This is a genomic window from Aeromonas oralensis, from assembly GCF_049665575.1.
Lineage (GTDB): Bacteria > Pseudomonadota > Gammaproteobacteria > Enterobacterales > Aeromonadaceae > Aeromonas > Aeromonas hydrophila.
This window is the reverse complement of the sequence record NZ_CP187186.1, coordinates 949,765-965,243: the sequence shown is the minus strand read 5'-3', so window position 1 is coordinate 965,243 and position 15,479 is coordinate 949,765. Positions and strand designations below refer to the sequence as shown.

16 protein-coding genes are annotated in these 15,479 nt (G+C 62.2%); 11 read left to right on the top strand and 5 right to left on the bottom strand.

Annotated elements, in window-relative coordinates:
* Positions 1-131 precede the first annotated feature (131 nt).
* From ACPDZI_RS04740 to ACPDZI_RS04715, 6 genes are all read left to right on the top strand, one after another.
* A complete protein-coding gene (locus ACPDZI_RS04740) occupies positions 132-986 on the top strand; it encodes a Tim44 domain-containing protein (RefSeq protein WP_011704944.1) in 855 nt (284 codons plus the stop codon).
* 178 nt (positions 987-1,164) lie between these two features.
* Positions 1,165-2,706 (top strand): EAL domain-containing protein, encoded by a 1,542-nt coding sequence (locus tag ACPDZI_RS04735; protein WP_102989328.1) that lies wholly within the window; start codon positions 1,165-1,167, stop codon positions 2,704-2,706.
* Between the two features lie 232 nt (positions 2,707-2,938).
* Positions 2,939-4,777, top strand: coding sequence for a bifunctional metallophosphatase/5'-nucleotidase (locus ACPDZI_RS04730; RefSeq protein WP_146062088.1), 1,839 nt, complete (start codon positions 2,939-2,941; stop codon positions 4,775-4,777).
* An 86-nt stretch (positions 4,778-4,863) separates the two neighbouring features.
* Positions 4,864-5,205 (top strand): DUF2956 domain-containing protein, encoded by a 342-nt coding sequence (locus tag ACPDZI_RS04725; protein ID WP_146062087.1) that lies wholly within the window; start codon positions 4,864-4,866, stop codon positions 5,203-5,205.
* 126 nt (positions 5,206-5,331) lie between these two features.
* On the top strand, positions 5,332-5,667 hold the full coding sequence (locus ACPDZI_RS04720; protein ID WP_005303968.1) for a hypothetical protein: 336 nt from the start codon (positions 5,332-5,334) through the stop codon (positions 5,665-5,667).
* A 113-nt stretch (positions 5,668-5,780) separates the two neighbouring features.
* Positions 5,781-6,650 carry a tetratricopeptide repeat protein gene (locus tag ACPDZI_RS04715; protein ID WP_438834102.1) on the top strand — a complete coding sequence of 290 codons (870 nt, stop codon included), beginning with the start codon at positions 5,781-5,783 and terminating at the stop codon, positions 6,648-6,650.
* Positions 6,651-6,737: 87 nt separating this feature from the next.
* Here ACPDZI_RS04715 and ACPDZI_RS04710 read toward each other — a convergent pair whose 3' ends face one another.
* Positions 6,738-8,144 carry a sigma-54-dependent transcriptional regulator gene (locus ACPDZI_RS04710; protein WP_076362264.1) on the bottom strand — a complete coding sequence of 469 codons (1,407 nt, stop codon included), beginning with the start codon at positions 8,142-8,144 and terminating at the stop codon, positions 6,738-6,740.
* Between the two features lie 151 nt (positions 8,145-8,295).
* Positions 8,296-9,102 carry an FKBP-type peptidyl-prolyl cis-trans isomerase gene (gene fkpA / locus ACPDZI_RS04705; protein ID WP_011704938.1) on the bottom strand — a complete coding sequence of 269 codons (807 nt, stop codon included), beginning with the start codon at positions 9,100-9,102 and terminating at the stop codon, positions 8,296-8,298.
* Positions 9,103-9,221: 119 nt separating this feature from the next.
* Between fkpA and ACPDZI_RS04700 the strand changes: the two genes are divergently transcribed.
* Entirely contained in the window at positions 9,222-10,190 is a 969-nt protein-coding gene (locus ACPDZI_RS04700; protein WP_438834101.1) for a WD40 repeat domain-containing protein, read from the top strand.
* A gap of 14 nt (positions 10,191-10,204) precedes the next feature.
* Complete coding sequence (locus ACPDZI_RS04695; RefSeq protein WP_029301671.1) at positions 10,205-10,420, top strand: SlyX family protein; 216 nt, start codon at positions 10,205-10,207, stop codon at positions 10,418-10,420.
* Positions 10,421-10,484: 64 nt separating this feature from the next.
* Here the strand turns inward: ACPDZI_RS04695 and ACPDZI_RS04690 are convergent, their stop codons facing one another.
* Both ACPDZI_RS04690 and ACPDZI_RS04685 read right to left on the bottom strand, forming a co-directional pair.
* Positions 10,485-11,123, bottom strand: a complete 639-nt coding sequence (locus ACPDZI_RS04690; RefSeq protein WP_011704935.1) for an FKBP-type peptidyl-prolyl cis-trans isomerase — start codon at positions 11,121-11,123, stop codon at positions 10,485-10,487.
* 145 nt (positions 11,124-11,268) lie between these two features.
* Positions 11,269-11,475, bottom strand: a complete 207-nt coding sequence (locus ACPDZI_RS04685; protein WP_011704934.1) for a YheV family putative zinc ribbon protein — start codon at positions 11,473-11,475, stop codon at positions 11,269-11,271.
* 39 nt (positions 11,476-11,514) lie between these two features.
* Here ACPDZI_RS04685 and ACPDZI_RS04680 point away from each other — a divergent pair, with 39 nt between their 5' ends.
* The 3 genes from ACPDZI_RS04680 to ACPDZI_RS04670 all read left to right on the top strand — a co-directional run bounded on the left by ACPDZI_RS04680 (position 11,515) and on the right by ACPDZI_RS04670 (position 14,333).
* Positions 11,515-12,201: a hypothetical protein gene (locus ACPDZI_RS04680; RefSeq protein ID WP_438378231.1), complete on the top strand. Its 687-nt coding sequence runs from the start codon at positions 11,515-11,517 to the stop codon at positions 12,199-12,201.
* A gap of 181 nt (positions 12,202-12,382) precedes the next feature.
* Positions 12,383-13,282, top strand: coding sequence for a chemotaxis protein (locus ACPDZI_RS04675; protein ID WP_113994663.1), 900 nt, complete (start codon positions 12,383-12,385; stop codon positions 13,280-13,282).
* 67 nt (positions 13,283-13,349) lie between these two features.
* A complete protein-coding gene (locus ACPDZI_RS04670; protein ID WP_438834100.1) occupies positions 13,350-14,333 on the top strand; it encodes a hydrolase in 984 nt (327 codons plus the stop codon).
* Here the strand turns inward: ACPDZI_RS04670 and ACPDZI_RS04665 are convergent.
* Positions 14,315-15,475 carry a sensor domain-containing diguanylate cyclase gene (locus ACPDZI_RS04665; protein WP_263675446.1) on the bottom strand — a complete coding sequence of 387 codons (1,161 nt, stop codon included), beginning with the start codon at positions 15,473-15,475 and terminating at the stop codon, positions 14,315-14,317. The two genes, ACPDZI_RS04670 and ACPDZI_RS04665, sit on opposite strands and share 19 nt — an antisense overlap.
* Between the last annotated feature and the right edge of the window lie 4 nt (positions 15,476-15,479).

The window sequence follows — 15,479 nt, the reverse complement described above, 5'->3', positions numbered from 1 at the left end:
ATTCATGCCAATCATGTTAATCATAGTCGCAAGCTGCAATACAACGAGGGACAGGCAGCCTGCCATGCGCCTCGCTGAGCTTGCCAAAGCAGAGCATGCCCCACCCACTGATGAGAGTGAAAAGAGTCAAAATGAAAAAGATGCTGACCCTGTTTGCCGTGATCCTGGCCATTGGCCTGGGGGCACCCATTGCCGAGGCCAAGAAATTTGGCGGCGGCAAATCCTTTGGCAAGAGCTATAAAACGGCTCCGGCCCAACCGGCCGCCAAACCCGTCGACACCAAGAATCCCACCGTGGGCGCCCAAGCACCTAAGAAGGGCGGCATGATGGGCGGCCTGCTCGGCGGCCTGCTGGCCGGCGGTCTGTTCGCCTACCTGCTGGGCAGCGGCGCCTTCGAAGGTCTGCAAGGGATGGACTTCCTGCTGATCGCCCTGCTGGCACTGGGGGCCGTGTTCCTAATCCGCACCCTGCGCAAGGGCAAGATGGCGGCGCCACAGCAGCAGACGGCCTATGCCGGCTATCAGCCGCCCCAGAGTGCGGCGCCCCAGCAGTTCGAGCAGAACCACAGCGCCCCGCAGGCCACCGGTTTTGCCGACAGCGACGTGCCGTTCCGCCTGCCGCCAGGTTTTGACATGAACGGTTTCCTGGCCGGGGCTCGCGATCACTACCGCACCCTGCAGGAGGCCTGGAACAAAAACGATCTGGAAAAGGTACGCGAGTACGTGAGTCCTGAGCTGTTTGAACAGCTCAAGGCCGAGCGCGCCGAGCTCACCGGTGAACAGCATACCGAAGTGATGTATGTGGACACCCAGCTGGTGCGCGCCGACTACGGCAGCGACTGGGCTCAGGTCAGCGTGCGCTTCAGTGGCCGCTACATGGATCGCCAGGAGCAGGTCGAGGAGGACATCAAAGAGGTGTGGCACCTCGAGCGCAACCTCGCCAAGGACAATGCTCCCTGGCATATCGTCGGCATCGAGCAGCTGTAAATACGCTTTTCCTGCGATGATAGAAAAAGGCGGCCTGCGGGCCGTCTTTGCTTTTTGGCATTTCCCGCCCCCTGCGCCCACTCATGCCACCCCTTGTAGTGGCTATGAGATTGAGGTGTGATTGTGTAGTATGACCGACCTTTTTTTGTTCAATTGACTCTTCATCGAGGCGTGGCCCATGGCTCTTCCCTTTCTGCGTCGCAGCAACATGCCTCGTCTCCTGGCCAGCCTGCTGTGCTGCGCCACCCTGATCCTCATCTCTCTCGTCACCCTCTACTGGCAGACCTGGTCGATGACTCGCCAGCAGGCCCAGACCGCTGCCGAACGCGCCATGACCCAGATCGACAGCGCGCTGCACCACTCAACCCTGGCAGCCAGGGCGGCGCTGCCGCTGGCCAGCCGTCCCTGCCGCGAGGTGGCCCGCGAGCTGCGGGTGCTGGTCGCCACCTCCCCCTATGTGCGCTCGGTCAACCTCTCCCGCAACGGTCGCCTCTACTGCTCCTCCATCTTCGACGAGATCGATCTCAAAGACCGGCTGCAGAACAGCCAGCACGAGCTGCTCAGACTGGAAGCCGTCACCCAGCTCGGACGTAAACCGTCGCTGCTGTTCTATCACCTGAGCGAAGGGGATCATGCGGTGGTGGTCGCCATCAACCCCTATCATCTGAGCAAACCGTTGCAGTGGCACCTCGCCGGACCCCACAGCTGGGTACAAATAGGCAAGCAGTGGCTCGACCTGCAGGGCAAGGTGCACGATGGCCAACCGCCCAGGCTGCGGGGCTTCAACTACCGGCTCGACTCGACCACGTTCGGCTACAGCCTCAACCAGGGGTTCCCGCTGAGTGCCGTGCTGGCCATGACCCTGCAAAAACAGGGCAGCATGGTGCTGCTGATCCTGGCCCTCGGGGGACTGGCCGGCCTTGCCACCTACCGCTGGTGGAGCCATATCTCGACCCCGACCCAGGAGCTCAGGCGCGCCATCATCAAGCAGGAGTTCGTGCCCTATCTGCAGCCCATCGTCGTCAGCCAGAACGGCCAGCTCCATGGCTGCGAGGTGTTGATGCGCTGGCAGCACCACCGCCAGGGACTGATCCGGCCGGATCTCTTCATTCCGCTGGCGGAGGAGAGCGGCCTCATCATCCTGATGACCCAGACCCTGATGCAGCAGGTGCGGCTGCAGTTTGCCCCACACGCGGCGGCGCTGCCGCCCCGCTTCCACTTCAGCTTCAACATCTGTGCCCGCCACTGCCAGCAGTTGAGCCTGCTGGATGACTGCCGCAGCTTTCTCGCCGCCTTCACCGCCAACCCGATCACCCTGGTGCTGGAGCTGACCGAGCGCGAACTCATCACCCCCAACCACCTTACCGAGCGGCTGTTTGAGGAGTTGCGGCAGATGGGGGTCAGGATCGGGCTGGACGACTTTGGTACCGGCCACTCCAGCCTCACCTATCTGCAGCAGTTTCACGTGGACTATCTCAAGATCGATCAGAGCTTCGTCGCCATGATCGGCACCAACGCCCTCTCCCGTCATATTCTTGACAGCACCATCAGCCTAGCGACCCGGCTGGGGCTGCAAACCATCGCCGAAGGGGTCGAGACCCAGGAGCAGGCCGACTTTCTGGTCGAGCGGCACGTTGATTACCTGCAGGGCTACCTGTATGGCCGCCCGCTCACGCCACAGCAATTTCTGCAGCAGCTGAGCCCCACGCCTGCGCCTTGAAGTTCCTCTGACACCAATGGGGTTGCATTGACACCCATGCTGGCGGAAAATCCCCGCCGCGCCTTCCCCTGCTCCGCCAAATAGAGCAAACGTTTATTTGCTTTATTAATGTGCAGTAGCTCAAAGGAATCAGCTCTGTTTATTTCCAATTATTACTTTTTGCCTAGAATCGCCACACTCCTGTCATGCAGGAACGATATACAGGACTATAACAACAAGAGGAATATTACCGATGAAGAAGACGCTACTGGCCGTCACCGTCTCTATTACCCTGTTCGGGCTGACCGCCTGCAATTCAGAAAACAGCAGCAAGGAACATATTCCGCTGGATCTGACCATTGCCCACATCAATGATACCCACGCCCACCTCGACCCGACCGAAAATGCGCTGGCGATCCAACCCACCGGCCAGGAGCTGTTCAAGTTCAACGCCAAGCTGGGCGGCTATCCGCGCCTGAAGTTCAAGCTGGACGAGCTGCGCAGCCAGGCCGCCAACGAGGGCCGCAACTTCATGGTGCTCAACGGTGGCGACGCCTTCCAGGGCACCCTCTATTTCACCCAGTTCAAGGGTGAAGAGGAGTCCCGGCTGCTCTCCGACATGGGTATCGACGCCATGGTGCTCGGCAACCACGAATTCGATCTGGGCAACCAGGCTATTAAAGACTTTGTCTCACGGGTGAATTTCCCGGTATTGGCTTCCAATATGGTGAAATCCAGCAGCGCCACCCTGAAGGACAGTGAAAATATTCACGAATATGTCATTAAGGAAGTCAATGGCGAGAGCGTGGGTATTTTCGGGCTGGTGCTGGAAAATATGCATGATATCTCCTCGCCGGATACCGACACCAAATTCCTGCCGATGATTGAGACCGCCCAGAAAATGGTCGACACCCTCAAATCCAAGGGTGCCAACAAGATCATCATGGTCACCCATATCGGCCTGCAAAATGACCAGGCGGTCGCCAAGGCCGTCAACGGCATCGACCTGATCGTCGGCGGTCACTCCCAGACCTTCCTCGGCGACATCACCGAGCTCAACAGCATCGGCTACACCGCCCACAACCAGAACCCGGCCGACGACAACACCTATGCCCAGATCGTCAGCAACCCGGACGGCGGCAAGACCTGTATCGTGCAGGCCGGTGAATGGGCCAAGGGCTACGGCCTGGTCAACGTCTCCCTCAGCAAGGAAGGCCAGCTCACCAAGTGTGAGGGCCGCAACACCCTGATGACCGGCGACGACTTCACCAAGGAAGTGGCCAAGAAGAAAGTGCCGCTCAGCGGCACCGAGCAGACCAACGTGGTCGACTTCATCAACAAGTCCCCGGTCATCGAAATCGTGCCGGAAAATACCGCCATGCGCGATGTGATCGACACCGAGTACAAGCCGGCCGTGGCCGAGCTCGAAGCCAAGATCATCGCCGATGTGCCGACCAAACTGACCCACGTGCGCGTGCCGACCACTCCGGACGGCGCCGGCCTCATCGATCCCCTGGTGGCCGAGTCGCTCTACTGGAAGCTCAACAAGCTCAACACCAAGGTCGACTTCACCATCCAGAACGCCGGTGGCGTGCGCGCCGACGTGAACGCGGGCCCGCTCTCGGTCGGTTACGTGATGGGTACCCTGCTGCCGTTTGGCAACAAGATCGCCGCCTTCAACCTCAAGGGCAAGGACGTTCGAGCCACCCTGGAGTACGCCGTTGACTACTCCATCGGTCTGGAGACCGGGATCGCAGCCTCCAGCGGTGCCTTCCCCTACGTCGGCCACCTGAGCTACACCTACGACGGCAAGCTGGCCAAGGGCTCCCGCATCACCAAGCTGGAACTGCTGGACGCCAACGGTCAGTGGCAGCCGCTGGATGACGAGAAGGTTTACCGGGTCGGTGCCAACACCTACATCGCTTCCGGCAAGGATGGCTACAACGGTCTGCTCAAGCGTGAAGAGCTGCCCAACAAGGGTGACTATGTCGACTCCGGCGTCGGTGAGAACGAGATGTTCATGGAGTACGCCGAGTCCCAGGGCACCCTCAACCCGCTGCCCTACGCGACCGTGAACTACTACAAGCCCTGATCCGGCTCACAAGCTGTTGCAACGGCGCCTGAGGGCGCCGTTTTTATGGCATACTCCCCGCCAATCGATGCCGAGGAGACCCTTTGATGGCGAAGTACGACAAGATTTCCCCCGAGACCCAGCAGGAGGCGATGAAAATTGCCCGTGCCAACCAGAAGCCAGGGCAGACCAAGGAGCAGACCCAGCTGATCGCGCAGGGGATCCAGAAAGGCATAGACGAATACAAGAAACAGATGAAGATGCGGGCCCGCGAGGCCAGCCGTCAGAAAAAACTGCAGGCCAAGGCCAAACAGTCTCACGCAGCGCCGCAGGATGAGGAGCAGGAGGAGACCGTCGAGCTGGTCGAGGTTTCCCGCCAGCATCCCCTGCCCTGGCTGCTGCTGGCCGTCAGCTGGCTGGGCTTTGCCGCCTGGTTCTGGCTGCGCTGAAGCCCAGGCTGACAAACCTTTGCCCGGGATCTGCTTCACAGCCCGGGCCCTTGTGGCTGGTCATCCCCGCCCCGGGCTGATTAAATCCCGCCACTGCTGCACACGCCTTTTTTCAGGATACCCGTTATGAACCCGGCTCCACTCTACCTGCTGGCACCCCTGGTGCTGTTTATCGTGACCCTGCTGCTCTATCGCATCTCGCCTCTGCGCGCCGTTGCGGCCGGCAGCGCCCGCTGGTTTATTCTGCCGGCCTTCACCCTCTTCATTCTGCTCATCATCATCAATGGTGCGGCAGACCCGAGCCTGCGCAACCCGGCCTTTCACTGGCTGATGCCGGGGCTCGGCTTCGCCCTCAGCCTGTTCCCGGCCCTGCCCAAGGCGCTGGTGCCGCGCCTCGCCATCAAGGAGGGAGCCTTCGCCGCCCTCGGCCTGATGTTGATGAGCCTGGCCATGGTCTACTGACCGGCTCGCCACTGATGCGAACATGACTCAAGGGGCACTCTGTGACGGGGGCCCCTTGTACAAACAATGGCCTGCAGGCATCTTGGGAGGAGGATAGCCAGCAAGGAGGCCAAATGGACAATCCGCCCGATTTCATGGCGCAGTGGGATTATCGGGATCCCGCCGCCAGCGCCCTGCGTTTTCATGCCCTGTTGCCCGAGGCGCGCGCCGCCGCCGATCTGCAGTACGAGCTGGAACTGCTCACCCAGATAGCCCGTACCCATTCACTGCAACGCCAGTTTGCACAGGCGCACCAGCTGCTCGACGAGATAGAACCCCGCCTCACCGACACCACCCCGCGAGCCCGCCTGCGCGCCCTGCTGGAGCGCGGCCGCACCTTCAACTCCGCCGGCGACAAGGCCAGTGCCAAGACGCTGTTTGAGCAGGCCTGGCAGCTGGGGCTCAAGCACAAGGAGCTCTATCTCGCCATCGATGCCGCCCACATGATCGCCATCGCCGCCCCGCTGGAAGAACAGAGCCGCTGGCATCAGCTGGCGATGGAGCTGGCCGAGCGAAGCACCGATCAAAAGGTGCGTGGCTGGCTCGCCACCCTTTACAACAACCAGGGCTGGACCCTGTTCGAGCTGGGTCGTTTCGATGAGGCCAGAAGCTTCCAGCAAAAATGCCTGGCCTGGCACGAGCAGCACAACAACCAGGCCAAGGCCTTTATCGCCCGCTGGAGTCTGGCCCGTCTGCTGCGGGCCCAGGGGCAGCACGAACAGGCGCTGGCCGACCTGATGCAGCTAAAAGGCGATATGGCGGCCGCCGGGGCGGCGGAGGATGGCTATCTGTTCGAGGAGCTGGGGGAAAATGCGCTGGTACTGGATGATCCGGCAGCGGCCGAATACTTCTCCCGCGCCTGGTTCCTGCTCTCGCAGGATCGCTGGCTCAAGGCCAACGAGGCAGAGCGGCTGGCCCGCCTCAAGCTCTTGGCCAAGCTCTAGCGAGCGACCGCCACAAACGCAGCGGGGCGGCCATTGGCCGCCCCGCATATTTATCCCCGGGAAGGTGACACTCTCCCGACGCCGGCCTCACGCCAGACTCGCCTCTTCCCAGCCCTGTTTCTTGCGATAGATGGTGGAAGGGCTTATCTCCAGCAGCGCCGCCGCCTTGGGGATGTTGCCGTCACAGCTGGCGATGGCCTGCTCTATGGTCTCTTTTTCCACCAGCCAGAGCGGGCGGATCGGGGCATTGGTTGCCACCACGGCAGCACTGCCGGTCGCGGCCGCAGCGGGGATCGCCGCCAGCAGGCTGGCACGGCTGCCGTTGAGCGGGGGCGGCAAGATGTCGGGGCTCACCAGCTCGCGATCATTGAGCACCACTATGTTGCGCACCACGTTCTGTAGCTCGCGCACGTTGCCGGGCCAGGGGTAATCGAGCAGCACCCGCGCCGCCTCGGCATCGAAATCCTTGAAGCGCTTGTTCTCTTCCTTGGCATAGCTCTGCAGCAGGGTTCGCGCCAGCAGCAGTATGTCCTCGCCCCGCTCGCGCAGCGGCGGCAGGCTGAGGGGGATGACGTGCAACCGGTAGTAGAGATCCTCGCGAAAACGCCCCGCCTTCACCTCCAGCAGGGGATCGCGGTTGGTGGCGCAGACGAAGCGCACGTCGACCGTCTCCAGCTTGCCGCTGCCGACCCGCTGCAGAGTACCGGTCTGGATGAAACGCAGCAGCTTGCTCTGCAGGTCCAGATCCATCTCGCAGATCTCGTCGAGGAACAGGGTGCCGCCGTCCGCCAGGCTGGCCGCCCCCTTGCGATCCCCCTGCGCACCGGTGAACGAACCCTTCACGTGACCGAAGATCTCGCTCTCCATCAGGTCGTGGGGAATGGCGGCGCAGTTGAGGGCGATGAAGGGCTGCTCGCGACGGGGGCTGCACTGGTGAATGGCCTCGGCGCACACCTCCTTGCCGGTGCCGCTCTCGCCGGTGATGAACACGGTCGCCTTGCTCGGCGCCGCGCTCTCGATGATGCGATAGACCGCCTGCATCGGCATGGAGGCACCGATGAAGCCGGCAAACGAGCTGCGCTCGAAGTTTTCACGGTACTGGGCCACCAGCGAGCTGAGCTGCTGGTGCTTGAGGGCATTACGCGCGGTGGCGCACAGCCGCTTGCCGTCGAACGGCTTGGTCAGGAAATCGAAAGCGCCGAGCCGCATCGCCTCCACCGCTACGTCCACCGAGCCGTGGGCGGTGATCACCACCACCGAGCAAGGTAGCTGCTGTTCGGTGATCTGCTGCAGGATGTCCATGCCGGACATGTCGGGCAACTCGAGATCCAGCAGCACCACCGGCGGCGGGCTGCTCAGCAGCTGCGCCAATGCCTGCTGGCCGCAATCGGCCCGCAGCACCTCGTAGCCATCCTGGGCCAGATACTGTTCATAGACCACCGCCAGACTGCGGGTATCTTCCACCAACAGGACTCGAGGTTTGCTTTCAGCCACGGGAGCCATCCTTGCAATTGATTTTGTTGTCTATTTCGGGTGTCGTTCGCCATGTTAGCACAGTTGGCGATACTCTCTTTTATCCCGCCATTCGGGCGGAGTTACAAGTAAAAACGGCTCCCTAAGGAGCCGTTTTTTCAACGTTTTCCGCTTACTTCTTGGCGTTGTCGCCATCGGCAGCCGGCTTCTCGATAGCCAGCAGCTCAACGTCGAATACCAGCACGGCATTGGCCGGGATGGAACCCGCACCGTGTTCGCCATAGGCCAGCTTGGACGGCAGGAAGAACTTGAACTTGGAACCGACCGGCATCAGCTGCACGCCTTCGGTCCAGCCCGGGATCACCTGGTTGAGCGGGAAGGTGGCCGGCTCGCCGCGATCGACGGAGCTGTCGAACTTGGTGCCATCGGTCAGGGTACCGGTGTAGTGGACCTTGACGATGTCGGTGGCCTTCGGCTTGGCGCCGGTACCCATCTTCTCGACCTGGTATTGCAGGCCGGATTCGGTGCTCTTCACGCCCTCTTTCTTGGCGTTGGCAGCCAGGTACTCTTCACCCTTCTTCTGGTTTTCCACGGCATCCTTGTCAGCCTTGGCCTTGGTCAGCTCGTTGATCTTGGCGTCGTACTGCTGCAGAACCTTCTGGATCTCCTCGTCGGTCATCTTGGCTTCTTTGCCCAGACCGTCGGTCACACCCTTGAGGATGACACTGTTGTCCAGCTTGATGCCGAGTTCCTGCTGACGTTCCAGGGTATTGGCGATATAACGACCCATGGAGAGGCCAATTGCATAGCCGGATTGCTCTTCAAAGCTCTTGGCTTCAGCCTTGGGGGCCTCTGCCGGCTTGCTGGCTTCTGCCTTGACCTCTGCGGTATTCGCAGCAGTCTTCTCGTCTTTTTGGCAAGCAGTCAGACTCACGGCAACTGCCGCGGCCAACAGGGACACCTTCAGAAAATTGTTCATCAGTTTCTCCAAAACTCTAAATACCGCTCTCGGTTCCTTCGTGAAATGAGAGGTTTATCGTGATAAGCGCCTTATACTAACGCCGTGATCGCAGGTAACGAAAGCATGAGACAGGAAAAATGATAAAAAGTGCCATTTATCTCGTCGCGATTTGCCTGATACTGACAGGCTGCGAACAGAGCTCATCGCCGGACCGACAACTGACCCTCGCCAACCAGGGGCTGCTGAGCGCCGATCTGGCCCGCGACGGCAAGCAGGCCATCGTCTCCAGCCTGAGCCAGGGCACTGTGGTGTGGGACCTGGAACAGGGCAAGGAGCGCTGGCGCTGGCGCCAGTCCGACAATCCGGACAACTTCATCATCATCACCCGTTTCTCGGCGGACGACAGCCACGCCGTGACGGCCACCCCCGACAGTTTCGGGATCTGGCGCCTGCAGGATGGCCAGTCGCAAGGCTACTATTCGCTTCCTGAATCCAGGCTGAGGGACATCGCCCTGTCGGCCGACGGTCGCCAGGTGCTGGTCGGCCGGGAAGATGGCAAGGCGGAAGTGGTGGATACCCGCACCGGCCGCCGGCTGCAGTTTCTCGGCCACACCGAACAGGTCAACACGGTGGATCTCTCCCCCAACGGCCGTTACGCCCTCACCGGCGGCAACGACTACAGCGCCTACCTGTGGGATACACGCACGGGCCAGGTGGTGTGGCGCTTCAACCACGCCGGCCGGGTGGTGCTGGCCCGGCTCGACCCGAGCGGACGGCTCGCCTTCACCGCCGACAGCCGCCAGGCCAGCATCTGGGATCTGACAACCGGCAAGGAGCTGAGCCGGTTGCAGTTCGATCACCGCTTCGAGGTCTACACCGCGGCGCGTTTTGCCAACGACGGCAAGTGGCTCATCACTGGCGCCCCCTCCCGCCAGCTCTCCCTGTGGCAGGTGAGCGACGGCAGCCTGCTGCAGAGCTGGCGCGTCTCGCCCCATCCCAGGGTGAAACCGCCGAGCGCAGTGGTCTACGGCGTGGCTTTGCGCGACAATAGCCACCTTGTCAGCGCCAGCTCCAGCGGCCTGGCCGAAATCTGGACTATCAAGTAAGGACCAAAAGGCCCATGAGTCAGAAATTAAACGATCGCCTCGAAACCCTGGAAAGCCGCCTCGCCTTCGCCGAATACACGGTGGAGCAGCTCAACGACGAGGTCACCACCCAGGGCCGCGAGCTGGATCGACTCAAGCATCAGATCCAGCTGCTGGTGGACAAGCTGCAGAGTGTGCAGCCGAGCCAGATTGCCAGCATGGCCGAAGAGACGCCGCCACCGCACTACTGATGAGTGCCAGCCATAAAAAAACCCGCGCCTAGCGCGGGTTTTTTTATCATCGGCAATGCCGTGATCAGTGCTGATGGCCCTTGCCACCGCAACCGCCGCCACCGCAGCAGCCGCCGTGACCGTGGTCGTCGCCGTGGTCATGACCGTGATCGTGGCCGTGATGGCCACCACCGCAGCAACCGCCGTGCTCATGACCGTGGTCGTGATCATGGTCGTGGCCATGATCGTGACCGCAACCACCGGCACCGTGAACGTGGCCGTGGGCCAGCTCTTCGGCAGTGGCGGCGCGCACGTCCTTGATCTCAACCTTGAAGCCCAGGGTCACGCCAGCCAGCGGATGGTTGCCATCCACCTTGACGAACTCTTCGGACACTTCGATCACGGTCACCGGACGGTGGCCATCGTCGGTCTCGGCCACAAAAGTATCCCCTTCAGACACTTCCATGCCGTCGAACAGCTCGCCGGGCACTTCCTGCACCAGGTTCTCGTCGTACTGACCATAGGCCTGCTCCGGCGTCAGGGTGACGTCGAACGCCTCGCCCACGCTGCGACCTTCCAGCTCGGCTTCGAGGCCGGAGACCAGATAACGGGTACCATGCAGATACACCAGAGGCTCTTTACCGACAGTGGTGTCGATGACTTCACCGTGTTCGTCGGTGACCGTGTATTCCAGCGTAACCACGCTCAGGGGAGCTACTTTCATGTCAGGGATCCTGCGGATAGAAAAAAACGGGCCCAGAATACCTCAAAAAGGCAGACAAGCATATGGTCGGTCCGGCCTCAGCGTGATGAAAAAGTCATCAACAGCCACCAGCCTGACCGGCGTGCCATCACCTTGAGGCTGGCACTCACTCGGGACGAAACACGCCGATTACCTGTTCCGTCTCCCGGGTCACTTTGTCCACCTCGGCCTGAGTCTGTACCTGGGTATCCCCGCACTCGACACAGGTCACCTTCTCGACTCCATGCTCCATATACAGCATCATGGTGTCCATTTTGCCGCACGCCGGGCAGACCGCACCGGCAATGAAGCGTTTTTTACGTCTGGTTTCCATTTTTGTTACCTCCAGGCAGCATCATATCAGGGTTTTTACATGCATCACGCCATCGAATATCAGCATTTTTCCACTTCGCATCTGCAAGTCGGTGCCCGCAAGCGCGTGCCGGTGGGCCAGCTGCTGCGGATCATCCGGGGCGCGGCGCTGCTGCGACTCGGCACCCATGAGTGGCTGATGCCGACGGGAAGCCACTTCTGGCTCTGTGCCGATGCCCTGGCCGCATTCACTCCGCTGGCGGGCTGCCAGCATGATCTGCTGACCTGCTCGGTACGCGTGGAGCAGCCAGAGCGGGCGGGTTGGCTGCAGCCCACCCCACTGCTGGCGGCGCTGCTCGACGGCCTGGCCCAGTGGCAGCGCCCCCACGACTGGCAAGGTGCCTACGGTCACCGCTTGCAGGTAATTCTCGACGAGCTGCCGGCCTGTCCCATTGCCTCCCAGCCAGACCATGCCCTGCAGGCCGCCTGGCAGGCGCTGGCAAACGGTCAGGAACGCAGCGATGCGGCATGGCAGCAATGTCTGGCGCAGCATGGCCTCAGCGACCCGGCACTGGCGGGCGACGCACTGCGCGCTCAGTGGCAGCTGCTGCAGGCGGTACGGCTGCTCAAGAGCGGCAGCCAACGCGCCCAGGTGGTGAACAAGTTGGGTTATGGGGATGAAGCCGCGCTCGCCCATGCCTGCCAGCAGTGGCTCGGCACCCCGCTGGAGGCGTTGCAGGCGCGCTGAACGCCCCGCCCATGAGGGCCCCAGGCAGTGCGCACAGATGCGGATTGCGGTAATAAATGGATGAAATGAGTCCAGTTTTGCGGCCAATGGTCGTTAATAACCACAAGGCCATTTCTTCTATAATCCTTTATGCTAGGGGCCTGAATTGACTGATACCGTTTTGACTCACAGGACATCTGCCATGAAAAGCAAGGCCAACCAATCCCAAGGCATGTTGCTGTTTCATCTCTCGGCCAAGCAATCCTTCGCCATCGGCACCCTCAAGGTGAAAGAGATAGTGCCCTACACCCAGCTGACGGCCATGCCGCACTCGCACCCGACCGTGCTCGGCGCCGCCAGCATGCGTGGCACCACCATCCCGGTGATCGACATGGCCATGGCGGTGGGTTATCGCCCGATCAGCCAGGAAGAGATGCCGCATTGCTTCATCATCATCACCGACTGCCGCCGTACCCTGGTGGGCTTTCTGGTGCGCGGCATTGACAAGATCACCGAGTGCAACTGGCGTGACATTGAGCCGCCGCCCGCCACCCTCGGCCACAACGTGTTCGTCACCGGCGTGACCCGGGTCAATGACCAGCTGATCCAGCTGCTGGACGTGGAGCTGATCCTCTCCCGGGTCTATCCGGACGACCCCAGCCACCTCTACCCGGTACTGACCGACGTGCAGCGGGAGCGGATCAAGCCGATGCGGATCCTGCTGGTGGATGACTCCTCGGTCGCCCGTCGCCAGCTGATGGCGGCGCTGGACTACATCAACATCCCCTATGAGGTGTGCACCAACGGCAAGGATGCGCTGACCCTGATGCAGACCCGCGCCAGCCAGAAGACCCCCATCGACATCCTGGTGAGCGACATCGAGATGCCGGGGCTCGACGGCTATGAGCTGGCCTTCGAGGTGCAGAGCGACGCCAAACTGGCGGGCGCCTACATCATCCTGCACACCTCGCTCTCCAGCGAGATAAGCGTGGAGCGGGCCCATCAGGTGGGCGCTCACGAGGCGCTGACCAAGTTTGAAGCCAACGAACTGATCCAGGCCATGCTGCGCGGTGCCGAGCACCACGACAGCCTGCCGGCCTGATCCCGACGGCGAGAAGCCCGGCTTCTCGCCGTTGCCTTTTCTGTCCCTGTCACCCCGCGGACCCAGCATGCTGATCGAAAGCCACTTCCACGCCCCCTGGTGGGCGCGCAACCCCCATCTGCAAACCATTTTGCCCAAGTGGCTGCGCCGGCAACCGGCCCGCTTCGTGGCGGAGCGCTTCGAGCTGGCGGACGGCGACTTCGTCGATCTCGCCTGGAGCGGCGAGATCAGCCGGGATGAGCGGCCGCTCATCGTGCTGTTTCACGGGCTGGAGGGGAGCATTCACTCCCACTATGCCAAGGGACTGTTCGCCCACCTGCAACGCCAGGGCAGCGAGGCGGTGCTGATGCACTTTCGCGGCTGCAGCGGCGAGCCGAACCGGCTGCTGCAGGCCTATCACTCCGGCGCCATCGAGGATGCCCAGGCGCTGATCGCCGAGCTGGGCCGCCTCTTTCCCGGCAAGCCGCTCATCGCCATCGGCTATTCGCTGGGGGGGAACATGCTGGTGAATCTGCTGGCGCGCGCCTGCCCGAGCGAGCTGACGGCGGCGGTGGTGATCTCGGCGCCGCTACGGCTGGACAGCTGTGCCGATCGGGTCAATCAGGGCTTCTCGCGGGTCTATCAGAGCTATCTGCTGCGCACCATGCGCCACAACCTGCAGCAGAAGATCCAGCGGCAGGCGGCGGCCGGTGCCCGCTGGCAGCCGCAGCAAGTGCGCGCCATTGCCACCCTGCGCGACTTCGATGAGCAGGTCACGGCGCCACTGCACGGTTTTGACAGTGCCGATCACTACTATCAGCGCTGCTCGGGCCTGGGGATGCTGGCGCAGATCCCCATCCCCACCCTAGTGATCCACGCCGCCGACGATCCCTTCATGACCGAGGCGGTGATCCCGCAGGCGGAGCAGCTCTCACCCATGGTGCGCTACGAGCTGAGCCGCCAGGGCGGCCACGTGGGCTTTCTGCACGGTACACCCTGGCGGCCGCGGTTCTGGCTGGAGGAGCGGATCAGCCAGTGGCTGCGAGAGCAGACTCAGGGGGCGAGCCGGTAGCCGTTGCGGCCAGCCTCCTTGACCTGATAGAGCGCCTCATCGGCACGCACCAGCATGTCGGCGATGCCATCCTGCCCCCCGTGCCACAGGGCGATGCCCTGACTCACTGTGACCCGATCCGACACCTCCGACAGCGCATGAAGGATGTCTCGCCCGGCCAGCGCGGCAGCAATGCGTTTGGCGATGCCGCTGGCGGCCAGCGCATCGGCACCGGGCAGCAACAGCACGAACTCCTCCCCGCCATAGCGGGCAACCACGTCGGCCGGCTGGCGAATGGCCTCGCGCAGGCAGTCGGCCACCGCGATCAGGCAGTTGTCCCCCTGTAGATGGCCGTAGTGATCGTTGAAGCGTTTGAAGAAGTCCACATCCAGCAGCAAGATGGCAAACTCCCCGTGCTGCTCTCTCGCCTCCTGCAGGATCTGCTCACCGACGTTGTCGAAGTGGCGCCGGTTGGCCAGCCCGGTCAACGGGTCCCGCTTGGCCATGGCATCGAGCTGGCGGGCCAGGGTCAGATTCTCATGCTCACGGGACACCGCCAGTTCGAACCAGCCGTTGAGCATCCGCCTGCCCGTCTCCAGCATGATGATGAGACAGCCCACCGCCATCCAGTGCACCGCCGGAAACGGCACCTTGACCAGCAGCGCCTCCAGCAGCAGAAACAGCAGCGGCGGGGTGCTGAAGCAGTAGAACAGCCGCACCTCGCAATAGAGCGCCACCAGCGCCGTCATCAGCAACATGCTGATGAGATCGAACGCCAGGCTGAAACCGCCTCTCAGCTCCACCAGGGCCATGGCGTAGCCGAGCAGCGCCCAGCCAGTCCCCCACAGCAGGGCGCCGGCACGCAGGCAGGGCTGCCAGATGACGGGGGGCTGGCGGGAGAGCCAGTGCCAGAACAGCGGAAACGACAGGCAGGCTAGGGTCATCAGCACCAGCTGCACCTCGTAGCTCCAGGGCAGTACCCGGGCCACCACCAGATGGGCGTCCTGATAGACATAGAAGCGAGCCAGCAGGAACAGGATCGCCAGCTGGTTGACGGCCCAGAACCAGCGCAAACCCTTGCTCAGGGCGTGGCGGCGAGACTCATACAGATGGTGATCGAGGTGGCTGGAGAGACGACGTTGTTCGTCAGATAGCATGTTCATACCT